Source organism: Streptomyces sp. SAS_281 (assembly GCF_052542855.1).
In genome coordinates this window covers 61,058-81,272 of the sequence record NZ_JBMNDO010000024.1, presented here as the reverse complement: position 1 = coordinate 81,272, position 20,215 = coordinate 61,058, and the positions used below count along the sequence as shown (strand labels likewise).

The window sequence follows — 20,215 nt, the reverse complement described above, 5'->3', positions numbered from 1 at the left end:
GGCCCCCTCGGCATCGGTCGAGGGGGCCCGCCTGTGCGTGCGCCGGAAACGGGCCCGCCTGTGCGTGCGCCGGAAACGGGCCCGCCGGAATCGGTCGCCCGTACGAGCGCTCATACCAGAGCGGGACGGATGGCGGGCAAGTTCCACAACTGCCCATCGCGCCCGCACTTCTGGCGACTACCGTGTGTGCCCGGTGATCAACGGTGGGCTCACATTCTCCGGGCCTGCCCGGCCGATGACCCGAGAATGCCCGACCACCGTAGGTGCCTCCACATGAACGCAGATGCCTGGGGCCCCACGTACCGAGGACGCTGATGTCTCAACTTCGCGCACCCGACGCGCGACCGGACCGACGAGAGGGCGGGCGGCACGGCCGACCGGGCGCCCGTTCCCACTCGGCCGCGGCCAGACCGCGCGCCGCCCGCCCGACCCCCGAGGTGCGCATACGCCCTCAACTCCTGCGCACCGCCGTGCTGCCGGCCCTCGCGGTCGCCCTCGCCGGCGCCGCGGCCGTCGTGTTCACCGCCCGCGCGGGCCACGCACGGCCGTCCACGGAACTCTGGATCGCCCTCGGCTCGGCGGCCTCCCTCGCGCTCGCCGCGGTCCTTGCCGCCTTCCTGGCCGCCAATCGGGCCGCCACCACGGTCTTCGGCCGCTGCCTCGCGCTGCGCCGGACCAGCGCCCAGGGCCAGGCCGAACTGCAACGCGTCGTGGAACAGCTGCGCAACGGCGAGCCCGTGCCCGTCCGGCGCGCCCCGCAGAGCCCGCCGCCCGGCGGCGACCCCTTCGAGCTGCTGGCCCAGGAGCTGGGCCGCCAGCAGGAGGCCGCCGTGGTCGCGGTCGTCGAAGCCTCCCGGCTCTCCGAGCCCAGTGGCGAGGACCAGAAGGTCGAGGTCTTCGTCAACCTCGCCCGCCGCCTCCAGTCGCTCGTCCACCGCGAGATCCAGCTGCTGGACGAGCTGGAGCACGAGGTCGAGGACCCGGACCTGCTCAAGGGCCTCTTCCACGTCGACCACCTCGCCACCCGCATCCGCCGCCACGCCGAGAACCTCGCCGTGCTCGGCGGCGCCGTCTCCCGCCGCCAGTGGAGCAACCCGGTCAGCATGACCGAGGTGCTGCGCTCGGCGATCGCCGAGGTCGAGCAGTACCCCCGGGTCAAGCTGGTCCCCCCGATCGACGGCACCCTGCGCGGGCACGCCGTGGCCGACGTCATCCACCTCCTCGCCGAACTCGTGGAGAACGCCACGGTGTTCTCCGCTCCGCACACCCAGGTCCTGCTGCGCGCCCAGCGCGTCACCGCCGGACTCGCCCTGGAGGTCGAGGACCGCGGACTCGGCATGCCGGGCGACGAGCAGAAGCGGATGAACGCCCTGCTCACCGACCCCGACCAGGTCAATGTCGCCCGCCTCCTCCAGGACGGCCGCATCGGCCTGTTCGTGGTCGCCTCGCTGGCCCGGCGGCACGGCATCGCCGTACGGCTGCAGAGCAACATCTACGGAGGCACCCAGGCCGTCCTGGTCCTCCCGCAGACCCTGCTCGGCGCCGACGAGGACGCCGTCGGAGCGGCCGAGGAAGCACCCGTCCCACCCACCGGGCCCGTGCACCGTCCGCCGCCCCTGGAGGACCGCCCGGCCCCCCGCGAGCCGGCGCCCGCCCCCGAGCCGGAGCGCCGGCTCTACGTCCCCAGCCAGCAGCCCGGCCCGCACCGGACCCCGTCCCAGCCCGGCCCCGGCCGCCAGGGCGAGGCCCCGCCCCTGCCGCTGCGCGCCGAGCGCGTCGACCGTCCGGCGGACGACGCACCGCCCGCTTCCGCGCCCGCGTCCGACGACCGGACCGTGGCGAAGACCGCGGCCGACCGGCCCCTGCTGCCCAGGCGCGCCAACCAGGAGCACCTGGTCCCGCAGCTCAGGGAGGCTCCCGCGCCCAGGTCCGGAGAGGAACCCGTCCTGCACGACCCCGGGCTCGTCGCCGCCTTCCGGCGCGGTATCGATCTCGCCGAGGCCCGGGCCGAGGCCGAGCAGGAGCCCGCGCCCGACCGGCCGGCCGGTGCCACGCACATGACGACGGCCGCCCAGCTCGGCGCACCGGCCCGGCCGCTCCCCGTCCGGGGCGCCGCCGCCCCCGCGCAGCTGCGCGGAGCCGGCCCCCACCCCGGCGACCACGACCCACTCGCAGCAAACCCCATCAAGGAGTAGATGCCCCATGGCGACCGATATGCCGTCCGGTCAGGTCTCGGACCTCGACTGGCTGCTGAGCGGCCTGGTCCAGCGCGTGCCGTACACCCGCAGCGCGGTCCTGCTCTCCGCCGACGGGCTGGTGAAGTCCCTCCACGGCATGGACGCCGACAGCGCCGACCACATGGCGGCGCTGGCGGCCGGCCTCTACTCGCTCGGCCGCAGCGCCGGGGCGAGGTTCGGGGACAACGGTGAGGTCCGGCAGGTGGTCGTGGAGCTCGACTCGACGCTCCTCTTCGTCGCCACCGCCGGCTCCGGGACCTGTCTGGCCGTCCTCGCCGGCCGCAACGCCGACGCCGCCGTCCTCGGCTACGAGATGACCATGCTGGTGAAGAGTGTGCGGCCCTACCTGATGACCCCGGTGAGACAGACGGCCGGGGCACCGGGCACCGCGGGGCTGTGACCATGGCGGTCACCCAGGACGGGCCGCTGCTCGACGACGCGGCGGGCCGCCTCATCCGTCCCTACACGGTGAGCAACGGCCGTACCCGTCCCACGGCCGTGCTCGACCTGCTGTCCCTCGTGATGGCCACCGGGAGCGTTCCGCAGACCCACCTCGGCCCCGAGCACTCGGTGGCCCTGGGCCTCTGCGAGGGCCCCACGTCGGTGGCCGAGATCGCCGCGCACCTCAGGCTGCCCGCCGTCGTGACCAAGGTCCTCCTCTCCGACCTGGTCGACTGCGGCGCCGTCACCGCCCACGCGCCCGCCTTCCAAGACATGCCCACCGACCGACATCTGCTGGAGGCAGTGCTCGATGGCTTACGACGACAGCTCTGACGGCTACGGCCACCCGGACGGCTCCGGCTATGGCTACGGCTACGCGGACGACGGCTCCGGCGGCGGGTACGGGCAGGACACCGCCACCGCCGAGTACCCCGCGCCGCCGGCCGCTCCCGAGGGCTTCCCCGTCGCGTTGAAGGTACTGGTCGCCGGCGGATTCGGGGTCGGCAAGACGACATTCGTCGGCGCCGTCAGCGAGATCGCGCCACTGAGCACGGAAGAGCTGCTGACCCAGGCGAGCGCCGCGACCGACAGCCTGGAGGGCGTCGAATCGAAGACCTCCACCACCGTGGCGATGGACTTCGGCCGCATCACCCTGGACGACCAGCATGTGCTGTACCTGTTCGGCACACCGGGTCAGGAACGCTTCTGGTTCATGTGGGACGAACTCTCGCAGGGCGCGCTGGGAGCGGTCGTGATCGCGGACACCCGCAGGCTGGAGGAGTGCTTCGCGGCCGTCGACTTCTTCGAGCGACGCGGCATCGGGTTCGTCGTCGCCGTCAACGAGTTCGACGGCGCCTACCGCTACGGCCCCGAGGAGGTGCGGGCCGCGCTCGACCTGTCGCCCGAGGTGCCGGTGGTGCTGTGCGACGCCCGCATGGCCAGCTCCGGCACGGGCACCCTCGTGACGCTGGTCCAGCACCTCATCAACGCCACCGACGACGCCGTGCCGCTCCCCGGGCACGCCGGATTCGGGGCCCGGTCGTGATCCCGCGCGCTGCCGGGCGGCTGCTGCTGACCCCCGTCGACGGCGAGGCGCCGGCCCGCACCCGCCGGCTGCGCAGCCTCGGTCTGGGTGAGCGGGAGGACGCCTCGTTCGACAACTTCGACGCCTTCGCCGACCGGGTGGCCGAAGTGACGGGCGTGCCGTTCTCCATGGTCAACTTCATCGACGGGAACCGGCAGTTCTACGCCGGACTGCACACCCCCGCCGGGACCCGCAAGGGCTCGGACCTGGGGGCCACCGCGGCGGGCAGCGGCCGCAGCGGCCGGTACGTGGCCCTCGACCACGGCTACTGCCCGCACGTGGTCGTCCGGCGCAAGGCGCTCGTCCTGGAGGACGTCTGCGACTACCCGCGCTTCGCGGGCAACCCGGTCGTGGACGACATAGGCATCCGCTCCTACCTGGGGGCACCGCTCATCGACCGCACCGGGATCGCCCTGGGCGCCGTCTGCGCCGTGGACACCGTGCCCCGCCCCTGGGGAAGGGCGGGGCTCGACACCATCAAGTCCCTGGCGCGGGAGCTCGTCAGCCATCTCGACCGCAGGGAGGACCACGCCCCCCGCTTCTGATCGGATCAGACCTCGACCGTGCGGCCGTCCAGGAATTCCAGCGTCACCGCGTCCCCGGCCGCCCGCACCCGTACGGCCGTGCGCAGCGCCTCCGGGTGGACGCTGTCCCGGGACAGCACCACGAGCGTGACATGGACGGTCACACCGCCCGGGTGGGGAGCGCCGCGCAGATACGGGACCGCCGAGTGCGGTCCGTACGCGTTGGCCTCGACGTCCCGCGCCACCCCGGCGTCCTCGGGCCCGCAGTCCCAGCCGTACAGCCCGACCACCGCGCTGGACAGACCTTCGGCGGTCCGGGCGAGCGCCCAGCCGGGGCCCGAGGTGGCGAACGGGCTCGTCCGGTGCGCGACGGCGTGGCCGCCCTCCCGGACCACGGCGCCCTCGGGCGCCTCGACCCGGTGCACCCGGATCTCCCACGGCCCGTGCAGCACGCTCGTCGTGGAGATCCGGTACGCGCGCTCGTCGCCCGGCAGCCGGGCCGCCGACCAGGACGAGGCGAGGCGGTCCTCGCAGCGGACCGGGTGGATGCGGCGCCGCCGGGACGGGGTGCCGTCCGGGGCGAGCAGCGCCAGGTGGTTGTCGATGTTCCGGGCGAAGGCGTGCGGCGCGGACTCGGGGGCGGCCGCCGTCGAGTACGCCAGCTTCGCGTAGTGCGGATCGTCGTCGCCCGCCCCCGCGTCCGGGTCGGTGGCGCCCGCCTCCGGGAGGGGGTTGTGATCACTGCCGTGGTTGACGAGCCGGACGATCCCGTCGTGCCGGGTGCCGTGCAGCAGCCAGCCCGGCGCCGGAAGCGCGGTGTACGTGTCGGACTCCTCGACGGGCAGCGGCAGTTCGCGCGCCGTCCACACCTCGTGGCCGGCCGGGAGCAGCAGCCCGAGGAAGCCCTTGCTCGCCCAGTACGGTGACGCCGGACCGGAGTACGGCTGCGTGGTGGGCAGGAACGTGTCGTACCAGCCGAGCGTCAGCAGCCCCCGTTCGTCGGGCACCCCGCGCTCCGCGAAGTGGCGCAGCGCCCCGGAGGCGAGGCGGCGGGTGAGCCCGGGCGCGAGCGGAGTGCAGTCCGCGAGGGCGCCCATCCACACCGGGGCCAGCGCCGCGAAGCGGTAGCAGAGCGACCGGCCCTGGTGGACCGGGGCGCCGTCCGCGCCGAAGAAGTGGGGATAGTCCTCCAGGAAGCGGCCGAGGCGTTCCCGGTAGACGGCGGCCCGGCCCCCGTCGCCGTCCGGGCCCGCGATGCGGGCCCACAGCAGCGGGTACAGATGCATGGCCCAGCCGATGTAGTAGTCGAAGTTGCGCCCGCTGCCGTCGGTGTACCAGCCGTCACCGACGTACCAGTCCTCGATCCTGTCGAGCCCGCCCTCGATGTCGGACCTGCTGTACGGGGCTCCGACCGACGCCAGGAACTGCTCGGAGACCACCTGGAAGAGCCGCCAGTTGTTGTCCCAGGTGCGTCCGCCGACGAAGCCGGAGAACCAGTCGGCGACCCGCTCCTGCACCCGGGCGTCGAGCCGGTCCCAGATCCACGGCCGGGTCTCGTGCAGCGCGATCGCGACGGACGCCGCCTCCACGAGCTGCTGCGAGCAGTCCGTGAGGCGCGGCCACGCCTCCCCGCTCCCCGGGTCGGTGCCCGCGGCGAGCCCCGCCGCGTACCGCTCGATCAGGGTGGGGTCGACCGCCCCGCCCGCGCCCGCGATCCGGAAAGCGGCCAGCAGGAACGACCGGGCGAAACCCTCCAGCCCGTCCGACACGACACCGGACCAGCTGTTCCGGCCGGGCAGCCGGTACTGGGCGAAGCCCGGTGTCGCGTACGGCGTCAGCGCGTCCAGCATCCGGTCGGCGGTCGCCTCCCAGTGGGCCCGGGTCCAGCCGGTGCGGGAGGACAGGATCCGGTCGGTGGGCGGCAGGTGCAGATGCGGGGCGACGGACATGGCGGTGGTGCTCCTGGTGTGTGCGGGGGTTACTGGACGAGCTCGGCGCGATGGGTGTGGCCCCGGGAGCCGCCCACGGCGACGGTGAGCGACGGCCTGCGGCCCGGGGCGAGTTCGACGGTGTCATCGGCCTCGACCGCCCTGTGGACGGTGAACGGCAGACCGACCGTGACGGAGGTCTCCGTCCGGCCCGGGTCTGCGACCGCGACGCACACCCGTCCGCCGCGCCGCCGCACCAGGACCGTCGCGGGACCGGACGCGGTGATGCCCGCGGCCGTACCGGCGGCCCAGAAATGCACGGCGGTCAGGCCGGTCCTGCGGTCCTCCACCGCCTGCGTGGTGGCGTCGTTGGCGAGGACGCGCACCGGCCGGGACGCCGACCAGACGGCGGTCGCCGCCGCCGAGGCGCCGGGCAGCAGCACATAGGCGTACCCGGCGCCGTCGGGCGAGGAGCCGTGGTCGAGCCAGAGGGTGAGGTAGCGGCGGGTGACGGGGTCGGTGCTGCCGCCGGTGTCCGCGCCCGTGTCGATGGCCCGCCAGGTGCCGGTGCGCTCCTCGCGCAGGGTGCGCAGGGCGGCCCCGGCCGGCAGCACATAGCCGCCGACCCCCTCGATGTGCGCCCAACGGGCCCGTTCGGAGGCGCTGTCCCCCGAGCGCGGGACGCCGTCCACGAGCAGCCGGTTGAGGCCGTCCACGCCCAGGTTGCGGTTCTCGATGACGGTCTCGACCGGGTGACCGCCGTCCGAGGTGATGCCCGCGCCGAGTGCCACGACGGTGTTGTCGAGCAGGAACCACGCCTTCCTGGCCCGCAAACTGCTGCCCGGGGCGCCGATCAGCTCCATCGCGGCGGCGCCGTACCGGCCGTCCAGCGCGGCGCCGCCCGCGACCGCGTTCGGCGGCCGGTAGGTGGAGGTGCCGGCGCCGGTGCCGAGGTCGGCGCGCGGGCGGGTGTCGACCGTGGTGCCCGGCAGGCGGTACGGGTCGACGGTCGGCCAGAAGCCGTCGTTGTACTGCCCGAGGTCGTCGCCGTCGTAGAGGTACGTCATGCCGTCGCCGGTGTACCAGCCGTGGAGGTTCTCGCCGTTGCCCGCCTCGTACGCGGAGATGCGCTTCGAGGACAGCGCGAGGGTGCAGGCCCAGCCGGGGCGGCGGTGGACGACGCGGTCCATGTCGGCGAAGACGAAGCTGCCCGTGGTGCGCGGTGCGGGGTGGAGCTCGCGGTCGGCCAGCACCGCCTTGGCCAGGGCGAGTTGGGGCAGGGTGGCCAGGGCGGTGAACGGGGTGGTGCGGTTACGGGTGAGCCACCCCTTGACCAGCGAGCGCCAGCGGTCCGCCAGGTCGGCGGGAGCGCCGGTCGCCAGGAGCAGGATCGCCGCGACGGCCGCCGCCCCGTCCCGGTGGTCGCCCGCCCGTTCCCGGGAGACGGCCCGGCCGCGCACCGCGTCCATCATCAGCCCGTCGAAGACCACCGGGACGAAGCTCCGCTCCACGGCCTCGTACATCACCGACACCTCCGGGTCGGCCACCGCCCACGGGGAGCCGGCGAGGAGCGAGAGCAGCCAGGCGGCGCCGCCGAGCAGGACGGTGCCGTAGGACCCGGTGTACGCCACCACCGAGTGCTGGACGAATGAGCCGTCCTCGTAGAACCCGTCACCCGAAGTCGTGTAGCGGAAGAGGCTGTTGCGGCCCGAGTCGCGTACGTCGGAGAGCGCGTCGCGGGCCGACGCCACCTTGTCCGCGTCCTTGCCGAGCAGCCCGCGCAGGGCCACGATCACCGCCTTGTCGGTGCGGTTGGCGCCGGTCTCCGGCAGCGTGGGGGAGTTGGTGCGGCGGTCCGCGTCGGGGCAGAACCGGTCGACGACCGCCAGGTAGTCCGCGAGATCGGCGGCCGGCAGCCGCTCGCGCAGCAGGACGCAGCAGTCCATCAGCGCGCGCGGCGCCCCGATCTCCCAGAACCACCAGTTGCCGGTCTCGCGCGCGGAGGGGTGGTAGGCCGTGTCGTACGCGAACCGCAGCGCCCCGAGCAGCGCGTCGGCCGTCTCCGCGCTTCCGGAGAGCGCGGTGCCGGGCGTGGCCCACGCGACGGCGAGCGTCCGCAGCCGTGTGTAGCTCTGGCCGAAGTTGCCCGGATCGGTGAGCGGCGCGAGATCGGGCCACAGCGCGGTCCGCCCGGCCGTCCGGTCCAGGGTGTCCCACAGTGCGCCCGCCGTGCCGTCCAGGGCGGCGACGCCGGCGGCGAAGTCGGGGTCCGAGGGGTCGAACGCGCCGCCGGTGAGCAGGGCCCCGGCCCGCTCCAGGAGAACGCCGAAATCGTTGACCGGCTCCTCCTCGCGTGTTGCGGCCCGGACCGGACCCGTCGTCAGGACCACCGACGCCGTGGCACCGCTCGCGGCGAGAAGGGTCCTTCTGCTCAGTCGCATGATGACTCCCTTTCCTCGTCGTCGTGGTCTCAGTCGGAGAGCGTGCTCGGATCGACGGGCGGCTGGGGGAGACGCAGCGCGGCGAGCTCGGCGCGGCCCGTCGCGTCGATGGGGAACGCCCAGGTGTTCACGAAGAAATCAGTGAGGTCGTAGCCCGCGATCCGGCTGGAGCAGGTGGCCAGGGCCCGGTAGCGCTTGGCGTTCTCGGTGTAGTCGGACTGCGGGTTCTCCTCGCGCACCAGCTTGTGCAGGCGCGGCCAGAAGTCCTCCCCGAAGGCCAGTTCCAGCTGGCGCAGCGGCACCAGCTTCTCGTACGCCCCGAACGACTTCTCGTAGGTGAGACCCGGCGTGCCGAACTTGTCCCGCGAGCTCTGGAACACGGTCCGACCGCTCACCGGATCGACCGTCAGGAGGTTCGACGGCTGCTTCAGGGTGCGCTGTGCGGCGAGCGAGTAGATGTTCACGGTGACTTCGGTGAGGCCGCCCGGCTTGTACGCCATCTGCTGATGGAGGTGACCGAGCTCGTGGTACAGCCCCCAGCCCCGGGTGCGCAGGCCCTCGACGGTGGTGGCCCGGTCCAGGTAGGCGCGCGGGAAGCCGTTGTAGCCGTGCGTGGCGTAGGCGCCGACGCCGGTGGGCACCTTGCTGACCTCGGTGAAGTGGTACGGCCCCGCCTTGCGCCGGTGCACCGCCTTCGAGCCGTCGAGCCCGCTGATCCGGGCGTGCGAGTCGACGATGGTCTCGACCAGCCGGAGCAGCGCCGCGTGGTCCTCGTCGCGGTACAGCAGGGCGCCCTCGCGGGTCAGCGTCATGATCGTGTGCGGGGCGTGCAGCTCCACCCAGGGCGACTCGGTCAGCGTGTCGAGCTGGTGCTGGTAGTCCGCCTCGCCGGTCCGGCCCAGCGTGAAGACGGGCATGCGGACCGCGCCGGACCGGAAGACCACGCCCGCCCGCTCGCCGTCGCCGGTGAGCGTCAGGTAGACCGGGCCGCCGTGCGGGTCGGTCACCGTGCCGGCGCCGGCGGTCAGCGGGTAGCGGCGGGGTTCGGTGACCTCGCCGTAGTAGTCCCAGGCACCGATCCAGAGCGTGGGCACGAGGCCGTCGAACGGCTGGACGGTCAGTTGGAGCGGGGCGCCTGCGGGCGCGTACAGGCCGGTCGGCTGGAACTCCGAACCGCGCAACGCCTGCGCGAGCCGCAGCCGTTCGGCCTCGGCAGCGGGGCGTCCGGTGACGGTCACGGAGACGGGGCGGCCGGTCGCGGGCCGGGCGTGGGCGGCGGTGGCGGTGAGGCCGAGGGCGGCCGCGGCCCCCGCGCCCGCCGCTGCGCCGAGGACGGCGCGGCGGCCCACGGAGGAGGCGGACTCGGGGGCGGGGGAGGCGGCCGGGGCGACGGAGCGGGTGTGCGAGGGGGTGTGCTTACGCATGCGGAACTCTCCCTGCAGTCATGAACGAGGGGCGAAGGCGTGCGGAACGGTGGGGGTGCTCCGTCAGCATGTAAGCGGTTGCTGTCGAGCCGCAAGAGGAGTCGGGAAGTTACTGTGATTTTCTATGGCCGACTACGGACAGGCGGGAAGTAACCGGTCACTTGCGGAGCGGTCTGCTGGACCTGGGTGCCACGGAATCGCGTACCACGATGTGCGTGCCGAGCCGCAGCGCACCGGTGGTCGGCTCCCGCCAGTCGTCCTCGTCCCCGCCGGACACGGCGAGCCGGACCGCCTGGCGGCCCATCTCCTCCAGCGGCACATGGACGGTGGTCAGCCGGGGGCGCAGCTCCTGGGCGACCGGGATGTCGTCGTACCCCACCAGCGAGACGTCCTTCGGCACCCGCACGCCCGCCTCCTCCAGGGCCTGCGCCGCACCGGCCGCGACCATGTCGTTGGCCGCGAAAACGGCAGTGAAATCCGGACCCTCCCGGAGGAGTTCGGCCATCCTCCGGTACCCGAAGCCACGACTGAAGGCGCCCGGCTGGGCCAGCTCGGGATCGATGGCCACTCCCCGCAGCTCCAAGGCGCGGCGGTGCCCGGCGAGCCGGTCGCGGGTGGTGGAGAGTCTGGGCGGACCGCCGAGGTAGAGGATGCGCTCGTGGCCCTGCATCAGCAGGTGGTCGGTGATCGCGAAGGCGCCGCCCTCGTTGTCGTACTCCACGGCGGCGGTCGGCGCGGACTCGCCGAGCGGGGGCCGGCCGCACAGGACCAGCTTCGAGCCGCCCGCGTCCAGCTCGCGCGCCCGCCGGGCCAGCTCCGAGGTGTAGCCGCGGTCCGCGATGGAGCCGCCGACGACCACGACCGCGTCCGCCCGGCGCTCGTGCATCAGGTCGATGAAGGCCAGTTCGCGCTGCGGATCGCCCTGGGTGCAGCAGACCAGGCAGAGCCGTCCGCCGAGCGCCGCCTCCCGCTCCACACCGCGCGCGATGTACGCGTAGAAGGGGTCGATGACCTCGTTGACGATGATGCCCACGGTGCGGTTGGAGACGCCGGCCAGGGCGCGGGCGTGCGCGTTGACCACGTAGCCGAGCTCGCGCATGGCGGACTCGACGCGCTCCCGGGTCGCGTCGGCGACGGGGTAGTTGCGGTTCAGGACCCGTGAGACGGTGGCCGTCGAGACGCCCGCGCGCCGGGCGACGTCGGTGACCGTCGCCCGCCGCTGTCCGTCCCCGGCCGTGCTCTGCCGGCGCATCCGGCTCACCCCCTGAAGGCTGTTGTGTGACGACGAGCCTAGTGCCGTGGCGGGCGTGTCCCGCCGCGATACCGGAGCCCGTGGCGGAAGGGCGGTCACGCGATCCGCCCCAGGTCGGCCCGGTGCACGGGGTGCCCGAACGGCTCGCCCCGCGCGTACCGCGCCAGCTCGTCCACGGCGAGGGCGCCGAGCCGGCCCACCTCGTTGCCCTGGGCGCCCGCCAGGTGCGGGGTCAGGAACACGTTGGGCAGGTCCCACAGGGGGTGGCCGGCCGGCAGCGGTTCGGGGGAGGTCACGTCGAGGACCGCGTCGAGCCGGCCGCTGACCAGGTGCCCCGTCAGCGCCTCGGTGTCCACGAGCGGGCCGCGCGCGGTGTTGACGAGCAGCGTCCCGGGCCGCATCAGGCCGATCCGGCGGGCGTCGATCATGTTCCGGGTCTCGGGTGTGTCCGGGGCGTGCAGGGTCACCACGTCGCTCGTCGCCACGAGGGTGTCCAGGTCGACCGGGGTGACGCCGAGGAGGGCGGCCTCGGCAGCGCCGGCGTACGGGTCGTGGAGCAGGACCTCCGCGTCCAGCACCGTCCGCAGCAGCTCGATCACGCGGCGCCCGATGCGGGAGGCGCCGACCACGCCGACGGTCAGCCCGTGGGTGCCGAGCCAGTGGTGGCGGTCCAGGTCGGCGGCGGTGCGGTGGGTGCGGCGGGTCCGGTAGAGGCCCGCGAGCGGGAAGACGCGCTTGGCGCCCATGATGATGGCCGCGAGGGTGTACTCGGCCACCGGCACGGCGTTGGCCGCGGCGGCCGACGAGACGACGATGCCGCGGTCGAAGGCGGCCGGTGACAGGAACGTCTTCACCGTGCCGGCCGCGTGGACGACGGCCCGCAGCGCGGGCGCCCGGTCCAGTAGCGCCGGGTCCACGGGCGGACAGCCCCAGCCGGTCAGCAGTACCTCCGCCTCGGACAGCGCCCGGGCGGCGGCCGGCGAGTCGAACTCGCTGATCACCGCCGGATCGAGCAGTTCGGCGGTCTCCTCGAGACGCGACCGGACGGCGGGTGGGAAGACGTCGTCCAGCAGTCCCGTGCTCATCACCAGAACCGTGCGCGGACGCCGCCCGGGCGGCTCCGCTGCTTCGGTACCGGAACGGGCCGGTGCCTCTTCGGTGGTTCGCACCCTGCCTCCGGATAGTAATCGTGTTCTATCGAGTGACCGGCACGCTAGGGAGGTCGACGGCCGACCGTCAAGCGCGCGACCTGCCTCAATGGGCGGTTGAGGGCGATCTGTTGGCATTTGCTGCCCCGGAAATCGCCCCGAAGGCCGACGGTCGGCGAAGACGTTCGCGCGGATCCCTTGACGCTTGGGTTAACCGCTTACTAACTTGCCGCCGCAGAAGGCACACCACGCGCCACCCAGCCGAACAGGACCCACCATGGCTGACACAGCACCCCCGCTGCCGCGCGAGAAGCGGCGAACGCGGCGAAAGCAGGCCGAGGAGCCCGCCCCGCGGCCAGGCCCGGCCCTCGCCGCCCCGCACCGGCTCACACTCGGACAGCGCCTCAAACGCGACCGGGTGATGCTGCTGCTCACCCTGCCCGGCCTGCTCTACTTCATCGTCTTCCACTACGTACCGCTGCTCGGCTACGTGGTGGCGTTCCAGGACTACCAGCCGTACCTCGGATACATGCACAGCGTCTGGGTCGGCTTCGCCAACTTCTCCGCGGCGTTCAGCGAGCCGGCCTTCTGGAGCGCGACGTTCAACACCCTGGAGATCGCCCTCGTCCAACTGGTGTTCTTCTTCCCGGTGCCCATCGCCCTGGCCCTGCTGCTCAACAGCATCGCCAGCGACCGCATCCGGCGCTTCGTGCAGAGCGTGGTCTATCTGCCGCACTTCATCGGCTGGGTCATCATCGTCTCGATCTTCCAGCAGATCCTGGGTGGCGCGGGCGTGCTGCCCGACGTCCTCGGCGGTCTCGGCCTGCCCCGCTACGACATGATGAGCGACCCCGACGCCTTCCCCTGGCTGCTCACCCTTCAGGTGGCCTGGAAGGACGCCGGATGGGGCACGATCATCATCCTCGCCGCCCTCCTCAACATCGACCGGCAGCAGTACGAGGCCGCCGCGATCGACGGAGCGGGGCCCCGGCGCAGGCTGTGGCACGTAACGCTGCCGGGCATCGCCCCCGTGCTCATCCTGCTGCTCATCCTCAACCTCGGGCAGATCCTCTCCGTCGGCTTCGAGCAGATCCTGCTCCAGCGCGACGCGGTCGGCCCGGACGCCGGCGAGGTGCTCGACACCTACGTCTACTACCACGGCATCAGGGACAACGACTGGGGCGTCGCCGCCGCCGTCGGACTCGTCAAGGCGGTCATCGGCACCGCACTCGTACTGGGCGCCAACAAGTTCGCCCACCGACTCGGCCACGAAGGGGTGTACCGCGGTGCTGACCGCTGAGAAGACGCGCACCACGGCCCGGACCACCGCGCCCAAGTCCCCGCACGCCCCCGTACGCACGTCCGACGGCCGTCCGCCGTGGATGGAGCGCCCGACCCGCATGGGACAGACAGCGAAGGCCGTCGCCGTCGTCGTGGTCGTCCTCGCCGTGGCGTACCCGCTCGTCGGCGTCATCGGGACGAGCTTCGCCTCGCAGACCGACATCATCAGGAGCTCCGGTCTCGTCCTGTGGCCGGACCACCCCACCCTCGACGCCTACCGCACCATCTTCACCGGCGGCGTCGTCAGCCGGGCCCTGATCGTGTCCGTGGGCATCACCGTGTTCGGCACCCTCGCCAGCCTGCTCGTCACCGTCGGCATGGCGTACGGGCTCTCCCGCCGCGAGGTCACGGGCTCCCGCTTCATCCTCATGACGGCTCTGTTCACGATGCTGTTCAACGCCGGCATCATCCCGAACTTCCTGCTGGTCAAGGGGCTCGGGCTCTACGACACCTACGCGGCGCTCGTCATGCCCACCCTGGTCAGCGCCTTCAACCTGGTCGTCCTGCGGTCCTTCTTCATGAACCTGCCGGAGGAGCTGTACGACGCGGCGAAGGTGGACGGCGCCGGGGACTTCCGCATCCTGGTCCGCATCGTCCTGCCGCTGTCCAAGGCCGTCCTCGCCGTCATCAGCCTCTTCTACGCGGTGACGTACTGGAACGCCTTCTTCAACTCGCTCCTGTACCTCAACGACTCCGACAAGTGGCCGCTGCCCATGGTGCTGCGGACCTACGTCCTCCAGGGCCAGAGCCTCGACGCCGCGTCGGCCGGTGAGGTGCTCGCCCCGCAGCAGGCCGTGCAGATGGCGGTCCTGGTGATCGCGGTCGTCCCGATCCTCTGCGTCTACCCGTTCCTCCAGCGCTACTTCACCAAGGGCGTGCTCACCGGAGCCGTCAAGGGCTGAGCGCAACAGCCGCCCCCCGCTCCTTCCCTTCCCCCTTCCAAGGAGATCCAGGTGTCGAGCTCCACCCCCATCAACCGCAGAGCGCTCTTCCGACTCGGTGCCGGCCTCGGCCTCGGGCTGGCGGCCGCCCCGCTGCTCACCGCCTGCGGCGACGGCGGCACGACCGCGAAGGCCGAGGCGAAGAGCGCGTCCCTGCTCCCGCGCAGCGCCGTCCGCAACATCGGGCTCAAGCCCGACCTGGAGGGCACCGCGGCCGGTGTCCCGCAGGGCTTCTTCAGCTACCCGGCCGAGCCGCTGAGGGCCACGAAGGGCACGCCGCTCAAGGGCGCCGAGGCGATCAGCGCCACGATGGAGACGTTCTCGCCTCCGCCGCCCTCGCGCGGCAAGAACGTCGCCTGGCAGGAGATCGAGAAGCTGCTCGGTACCAGGGTGGACATCACCGGTGTGCCCTCCGACGACTACAGCACCAAGTTCTCCACGATGGTCGCGAGCGACAGCCTGCCCGACCTCTTCATGTACCCGGAGAGCGGTGGCGTCGACAACAAGGCCGCCTTCCTGCAGGCCAAGTGCGCCGACCTCACCCCGCACCTCGCGGGGGACGCGGTCAAGGACTACCCGAACCTCGCGGCCATCCCGGAGGCCGCCTGGCAGGGCGCGATCTTCGGCGGCAAGCTCTACGGCATCCCGATCGCCCGCTCCGGAACCGGCGGCGCCGGCTTCTACCGCCACGATCTGTTCGAAGAGGTCGGCGTCACCAGCCTGGACCAGATCACCGACCTGGACCGCTTCGTGGAGGTCTGCAAGGAGCTGACCCGGCCCAAGAAGGACCAGTACGCGATCATCGCCGGGGCCACCACCGTCATCGCCATGTCCGCCGGAGCCCCCGCGTCCTGGCGGCTGGACGAGAAGACCGGCAAGTTCACCCTCGACCTGGAGACCCCGGAGTACCGCAAGGCGGTCGAGACGGCCCGGCTGCTGTACAAGGCCGGCTGCTACTACCCGGGCACCCTCCAGATGTCCGGGGCCCAGAAGGCCCAGTACACGGACATGTTCAAGAACGGCAAGGGCGCATACGTCTACGACGGCATGCCCAGCTACCTGGCGCCGGGTGTCGGCTACGTCGCCACGATGAAGGCGATCGACAAGAAGTTCGATCCACGCCCGTTCGTGCCGGTCGGCAAGGGTGCCGTGACCTGGATGGACAACGTCGCGCTCCAGAACACGCACATCAGCAAGGCGTCCGGGGACCGGGTCGAGGAGATCCTGCGGTTTGCCGACTTCGCGGCCTCGCCGTTCGGCAGCCTGGAATACACCCTGATCAACTACGGAGTGGAGGGCAAGGACTTCACCCGTGACGCCAACGGCAACCCGGCCCTCACCAAACAGGGCACCCAGGACGTCACCGTGCCCTGGAAGTTCGCCGCCTCCGCGGTCCCGGCGGTCTTCAGCGCCGACTCCGAGCAGGGCGTGCGCCATGTCCACGAGGCTTTCACCAGGATGATCCCGATGATGGTGCCGGACGCGACGCTCCGGTACTCCTCGCCCACCTGGGACTCCAAGGGCTACGGCAGCCTCAGCACGCTCAAGGGCGACGTCATCAAGGACATCGTCGCCGGCCGCAAGCCCATGTCGGCCTACGACCAACTGGTCAAGGACTACCTGGCCAAGGGCGGCGAGAGGGCCCGCGGAGAGTTCGAGGAAGCCTTTCAGAAGGGGAAGAAGTGACCACCCGACGCTCGGTCCTCGCACTCGGCGGCGCGGCGGCCGCGGCAGCCGTCACCGTCCCCGCCCTCTCCACCCCCGCCGCCGCCCGGCCGCACGGCTTCCGCCCGGAGCCCGGCTCCGACGGCGTCGGCGACCCGCTCTTCCCGACCCTCGGCAACGGCGGCTACCAGGTCACCCACTACGACCTGACCTTCGACTTCACCCCGGTGACGTACGACTTCACCGCCACGGTGAAGATCAGCGCCCGGGCCACCCAGGACCTGTCCGCCTTCAACCTCGACACCGACGGCCACACCATCGACGCCGTCACCGTCGCCGGCCGCCCCGCCACCTGGCAGCTCACCGCAGGCCGGAGCGGCCAGGAGCTGACCGTCACCCCGGACCGCGCGATCCGCGACCACCAGGCGTTCACCGTCGAGATCCGCTACCGGGGCAACGGCAAGGCGCCCCGGCTCGGCCTCACCGGCTGGCGGTTCGGCAGCGACGGCGGCTTCGCCTCGGCCGCCCAGTCCTCCCGCGCCGACACCTTCCTGCCCTGCAACGACACCCCGTCGGACAAGGCGACCTGGACCTTCCACCTCAGCGCCCCCGAGGGCTTCGTCGCCACCGCGAACGGCGAGCTGACGCACCGTACCCCGCGCGCCGACGGCTCCACCGTCTGGCACTTCGCCCTCCGCGAGCGCATGGCCACCGAGCTGATCGGCATAGCCGTCGTCAAGGGCACCTATCTCCACGGCCACAGCCACCGCGGCCTGCCCCTGCGCCACATCGTTCCCCGGGGCCAGGAGGAGACGTACGCCCCGGTCGTCGCCCGTACCGCCGACCACCTGGCCTGGCTGGAGGCGAAGTTCGGCCGCTACCCGTTCTCCGTCTACGGCGTGCACATCTACGACGGCTACACCGACGCGCTGGAGAACCAGACGCTGTCCCTCTTCGGCACCAACTGGTTCAAGCCCAACGCCCAGGGACAGCCGGGCTACGAGACCACCATGGTCCACGAGCTCGTCCACCAGTGGTTCGGCGACTCCGTCACCCCGCACGACTGGCAGCAGGCATGGCTCAACGAGGGTCCCGCCGTGTACTACGCCGGACTGTACGGCGAGGAGCGCGGCTGGTCCGTCCTCGCGGACAAGATGAAGGCCACGTACGAGAAGCTCGACGCCGTCCGCGCCGCCGACGGGCCGCCCGGACTGCCCAAGGCGCTCGGCGGCACCAACATCTACGACGGCGGCGCCCTCGTCCTCCACGCCCTGAACCAGCGCATCGGCCGACGCTCCTTCGACACCGTGATGCGCGAGTGGGTGCGGCGCTTCAAGGACTCCACGTACACCTCGGAGCAGTTCATCCGGCACACCGTCGACACCACCCGCGACCGCTCGCTCGACCCGTTCCTGCGCGACTGGCTCTTCGGAGCCGTCAACCCACCCATGCCCGGCCACCCCGACTGGAAGGCCACCGCGTGAACCGCCCCCTGAACGTCGTACGAGCCACCGCCGCATCCGCCACCGCGGCCCTCCTGACCGCCCTGCTCGCCGCCCCGTCCGCGGGAGCCGCGCCTGCGACCCGCACCCTCTACGCCGCCCCGGAGGGCCGCGGCGCCGCCTGCACCGCCGCCCGCCCCTGCGCCCTGGAGGGCGCCCGCGACCTGGCCCGCACCGAGCACGACCGCACGGTCCGCGTCCTCCTGAAGGACGGCACGTACCGGCTCGACGCGCCCCTGGAGCTCGGCGCCGCCGACTCCGGCACCACCTGGACCGCCGCCCCCGGCGCCCATCCGGTGCTCTCCGGCGGCCAGGACCTCACCGGCTGGCGCAAGAACGCCGACGGCACCTGGACCGCCGCCGTCCCCGCCGGTGTCACCCCGCGCCAGCTCTTCGTGGACGGCCGCCGCGCCACCCGCGCCCGGGGCGAGGCGTGCCCCGCCGCCACCTGCGACGCCACCGCCACCGGCATGACCGGCGCCACGGCGACCGGCATCGGTCACTGGGCGCACCCGACGGACGCCGAGGCCGTCATCCGTGTCCGCTGGCGCAACTACCACTGCCGGATCGCGGGCGTCAGCGGCGACACCCTCACCTTCGCCCAGCCCTGCTGGACCAACTCCGCGAGCGGCACCGGCCGCACCGGCCCCGCCTGGGACACCACCGCCGTCGACTCCACGCGCTACAGCGGTGTCGCGTTCTTCGAGAACGCCGCCGAACTCCTGGACGAGCCGGGCGAGTTCGTGTGGAACTCCACGGACCGCACCGTCACCTACCTCCCGCGCGAGGGCGAGAACATGCGCCACGCGCGGGCCGTCACCCCGCACACCGAGCAGCTGCTCGCCGTCGACGGCGCCCACGACCTCACGGTCAGCGGCATCGGCTTCGCGTACGCGGCCTACCGGCAGCCCGGCACCGATGAGGGCTACGCGGGCATGCAGGCCGGTCTCACCCTGACCGGAGCCACCGGCCCCGTCGACCACGGGGGCCGCTACTACACCAAACCGGCTGCCGCGCTCACCGTGCGCGGCAGCCGGCGGGTCGCCGTCGACTCCGTGAGCTTCACCCACCTCGGCGGCGCCGGAGCGATCCTGGAGTCCGGTACCAAGGACAGCGCGCTCACCCGCTCCACCTTCACCGACCTCTCCTCGGGCGCGGTCTACGTCGGCGACACCGAGCCCATGCCGGAGCCCGCACGCGCCGGGGAGCGCAACACCGTCGCGTACAACACGATCAGCCGCACCGGTGTCGAGTACACCGACGCGGTCGGCATCTGGGCCGGCTACGAGGCCGGGCTGACCGTCGACCACAACAGCCTGGACCACCTCCCGTACTCGGCGATCTCCGTCGGCTGGGGCTGGAACCAGCCGGAGGCGCAGAAGTCCGTGCTCCGCGACAACAAGGTGACGGACAACCGCATCACCGACGTCATGGAGGTCGCCCGGCAGCAACACGACGGCGGCGCCATCTACACCCAGGGCGCCCAGCCCGGCACCGTCGTCAGCGGCAACTACATCAACCGCTCCGCGTACGGGAACACCGAGCGCGATGGCAACGGCATCTACCTGGACGAGCAGTCCTCGTACATCACCGTCGAGAACAACGTCATCACCCGCATCGGCTACAAGTGGGTGTCCAACTGGGCGGACTACGGCATCCGGAACACCGCGCGCGGCAACTGGACCGACACCGCCGCCCCCGCCCTCGGCGGCACCGGCTCCGTCATGACCGGCAACCACACCGGCCTGGACCGCCTCCCGGCCGCCGCCCTCGCCGTCGCCGCCCGGGCCGGAGCCCACGGGGGCCCGGTCGAGCGGCTGCGTACCGACCTGGCCCGCACGGGCACGGCCACCCAGTCCTCGACGGACGGCACCGCCACCGCCGCCCTCGCCCTGGACGCCGACACCAACACGGACACCCGCACCCTCGCCGAGGACGGCGCCTGGTGGCAGGTGGACCTCGGAGCCACCCGGCACATCCGCCAGGTCGAGGTCTGGAACAACGCCTCCACGACGACGGCCGACTTCGACATCGTCACCGACGACACCACGGTCCACGTCAGCGGCAAGGCCCTGCGCCCCACCGTCGTGGACCTGGACAGCCGCACCCGTACGGTCCGCGTCGTGAAGACCGGCACGGGCCGGGTCGCCCTCTCCCAGGTACTGATCCACTGAGCGTGCCCACCCGGACACGGAGAGCTGCGCCAGGGAAAGCGGTTCGTGACCACCCGATGAAGTGCGGTATTGTTCTCATGCGCGTTCGGCCAAGGGGAAACCCCAGGTCAGGC

Annotated in this window: 15 protein-coding genes; 10 read left to right on the top strand and 5 right to left on the bottom strand. The window is 72.5% G+C overall.

Translation table 11 applies throughout. The features are described 5' to 3' along the window. The first annotated feature begins 314 nt into the window (after nt 1–314). The 5 genes from ACN6LM_RS12050 to ACN6LM_RS12030 are packed head-to-tail and all read left to right on the top strand — an operon-like array spanning nt 315 to nt 4,307. Nucleotides 315–2,195, top strand: a complete 1,881-nt coding sequence (locus ACN6LM_RS12050; RefSeq protein WP_445065319.1) for an ATP-binding protein — start codon at nt 315–317, stop codon at nt 2,193–2,195. A 7-nt stretch (nt 2,196–2,202) separates the two neighbouring features. Further along, nucleotides 2,203–2,637 (top strand): roadblock/LC7 domain-containing protein, encoded by a 435-nt coding sequence (locus ACN6LM_RS12045; RefSeq protein ID WP_073861742.1) that lies wholly within the window; start codon nt 2,203–2,205, stop codon nt 2,635–2,637. 2 nt (nt 2,638–2,639) lie between these two features. Next, nucleotides 2,640–3,011 (top strand): DUF742 domain-containing protein, encoded by a 372-nt coding sequence (locus ACN6LM_RS12040; RefSeq protein ID WP_026171133.1) that lies wholly within the window; start codon nt 2,640–2,642, stop codon nt 3,009–3,011. Continuing rightward, nucleotides 2,989–3,723: a GTP-binding protein gene (locus ACN6LM_RS12035; protein ID WP_445065318.1), complete on the top strand. Its 735-nt coding sequence runs from the start codon at nt 2,989–2,991 to the stop codon at nt 3,721–3,723. Before ACN6LM_RS12040 ends, ACN6LM_RS12035 begins: the two co-directional genes overlap by 23 nt. Next, a complete protein-coding gene (locus ACN6LM_RS12030) occupies nt 3,720–4,307 on the top strand; it encodes a GAF domain-containing protein (protein WP_445065317.1) in 588 nt (195 codons plus the stop codon). Before ACN6LM_RS12035 ends, ACN6LM_RS12030 begins: the two co-directional genes overlap by 4 nt. Before the next feature lie 5 nt (nt 4,308–4,312). Here the strand turns inward: ACN6LM_RS12030 and ACN6LM_RS12025 are convergent, their stop codons facing one another. The 5 genes from ACN6LM_RS12025 to ACN6LM_RS12005 form a co-directional block, all read right to left on the bottom strand. Continuing rightward, nucleotides 4,313–6,235: a DUF2264 domain-containing protein gene (locus tag ACN6LM_RS12025; protein WP_445065316.1), complete on the bottom strand. Its 1,923-nt coding sequence runs from the start codon at nt 6,233–6,235 to the stop codon at nt 4,313–4,315. A 29-nt stretch (nt 6,236–6,264) separates the two neighbouring features. Then, nucleotides 6,265–8,655 (bottom strand): polysaccharide lyase 8 family protein, encoded by a 2,391-nt coding sequence (locus ACN6LM_RS12020; protein ID WP_445065315.1) that lies wholly within the window; start codon nt 8,653–8,655, stop codon nt 6,265–6,267. 29 nt (nt 8,656–8,684) lie between these two features. After that, nucleotides 8,685–10,079: a M60 family metallopeptidase gene (locus ACN6LM_RS12015; protein WP_445065314.1), complete on the bottom strand. Its 1,395-nt coding sequence runs from the start codon at nt 10,077–10,079 to the stop codon at nt 8,685–8,687. Between the two features lie 157 nt (nt 10,080–10,236). Then, complete coding sequence (locus tag ACN6LM_RS12010; protein ID WP_445065322.1) at nt 10,237–11,331, bottom strand: LacI family DNA-binding transcriptional regulator; 1,095 nt, start codon at nt 11,329–11,331, stop codon at nt 10,237–10,239. Between the two features lie 95 nt (nt 11,332–11,426). Beyond that, complete coding sequence (locus tag ACN6LM_RS12005) at nt 11,427–12,416, bottom strand: hydroxyacid dehydrogenase (RefSeq protein ID WP_445065313.1); 990 nt, start codon at nt 12,414–12,416, stop codon at nt 11,427–11,429. Nucleotides 12,417–12,756: 340 nt separating this feature from the next. Here ACN6LM_RS12005 and ACN6LM_RS12000 point away from each other — a divergent pair, with 340 nt between their 5' ends. The 5 genes from ACN6LM_RS12000 to ACN6LM_RS11980 all read left to right on the top strand — a co-directional run bounded on the left by ACN6LM_RS12000 (nt 12,757) and on the right by ACN6LM_RS11980 (nt 20,102). After that, the gene (locus ACN6LM_RS12000) at nt 12,757–13,779 is read left to right on the top strand and encodes an ABC transporter permease (protein WP_445065312.1); all 1,023 of its coding nucleotides are present in this window, start codon (nt 12,757–12,759) and stop codon (nt 13,777–13,779) included. Between the two features lie 82 nt (nt 13,780–13,861). Beyond that, nucleotides 13,862–14,722 (top strand): carbohydrate ABC transporter permease, encoded by an 861-nt coding sequence (locus ACN6LM_RS11995; protein ID WP_445065321.1) that lies wholly within the window; start codon nt 13,862–13,864, stop codon nt 14,720–14,722. Nucleotides 14,723–14,773: 51 nt separating this feature from the next. Next, the gene (locus ACN6LM_RS11990) at nt 14,774–16,447 is read left to right on the top strand and encodes an extracellular solute-binding protein (protein ID WP_445065311.1); all 1,674 of its coding nucleotides are present in this window, start codon (nt 14,774–14,776) and stop codon (nt 16,445–16,447) included. Continuing rightward, a complete protein-coding gene (locus ACN6LM_RS11985) occupies nt 16,444–17,910 on the top strand; it encodes a M1 family metallopeptidase (RefSeq protein WP_445065310.1) in 1,467 nt (488 codons plus the stop codon). Before ACN6LM_RS11990 ends, ACN6LM_RS11985 begins: the two co-directional genes overlap by 4 nt. Next, complete coding sequence (locus tag ACN6LM_RS11980; RefSeq protein WP_445065309.1) at nt 17,907–20,102, top strand: right-handed parallel beta-helix repeat-containing protein; 2,196 nt, start codon at nt 17,907–17,909, stop codon at nt 20,100–20,102. Before ACN6LM_RS11985 ends, ACN6LM_RS11980 begins: the two co-directional genes overlap by 4 nt. The last annotated feature ends 113 nt before the right edge of the window (nt 20,103–20,215 follow it).

Bases quoted from the DNA above. Each gene is read 5' to 3' on its own strand.
- ACN6LM_RS12050 (WP_445065319.1), top strand. From the start codon at position 315: ATGTCTCAACTTCGCGCACCCGACGCGCGACCGGACCGACGAGAGGGC.
- ACN6LM_RS12015 (WP_445065314.1), bottom strand. From the start codon at position 10,079: ATGCGTAAGCACACCCCCTCGCACACCCGCTCCGTCGCCCCGGCCGCC.
- ACN6LM_RS12000 (WP_445065312.1), top strand. From the start codon at position 12,757: ATGGCTGACACAGCACCCCCGCTGCCGCGCGAGAAGCGGCGAACGCGG.
- ACN6LM_RS12025 (WP_445065316.1), bottom strand. From the start codon at position 6,235: ATGTCCGTCGCCCCGCATCTGCACCTGCCGCCCACCGACCGGATCCTG.
- ACN6LM_RS12045 (WP_073861742.1), top strand. From the start codon at position 2,203: ATGGCGACCGATATGCCGTCCGGTCAGGTCTCGGACCTCGACTGGCTG.
- ACN6LM_RS12020 (WP_445065315.1), bottom strand. From the start codon at position 8,655: ATGCGACTGAGCAGAAGGACCCTTCTCGCCGCGAGCGGTGCCACGGCG.
- ACN6LM_RS12040 (WP_026171133.1), top strand. From the start codon at position 2,640: ATGGCGGTCACCCAGGACGGGCCGCTGCTCGACGACGCGGCGGGCCGC.
- ACN6LM_RS12005 (WP_445065313.1), bottom strand. From the start codon at position 12,416: ATGAGCACGGGACTGCTGGACGACGTCTTCCCACCCGCCGTCCGGTCG.
- ACN6LM_RS12010 (WP_445065322.1), bottom strand. From the start codon at position 11,331: ATGCGCCGGCAGAGCACGGCCGGGGACGGACAGCGGCGGGCGACGGTC.
- ACN6LM_RS12035 (WP_445065318.1), top strand. From the start codon at position 2,989: ATGGCTTACGACGACAGCTCTGACGGCTACGGCCACCCGGACGGCTCC.
- ACN6LM_RS11995 (WP_445065321.1), top strand. From the start codon at position 13,862: ATGGAGCGCCCGACCCGCATGGGACAGACAGCGAAGGCCGTCGCCGTC.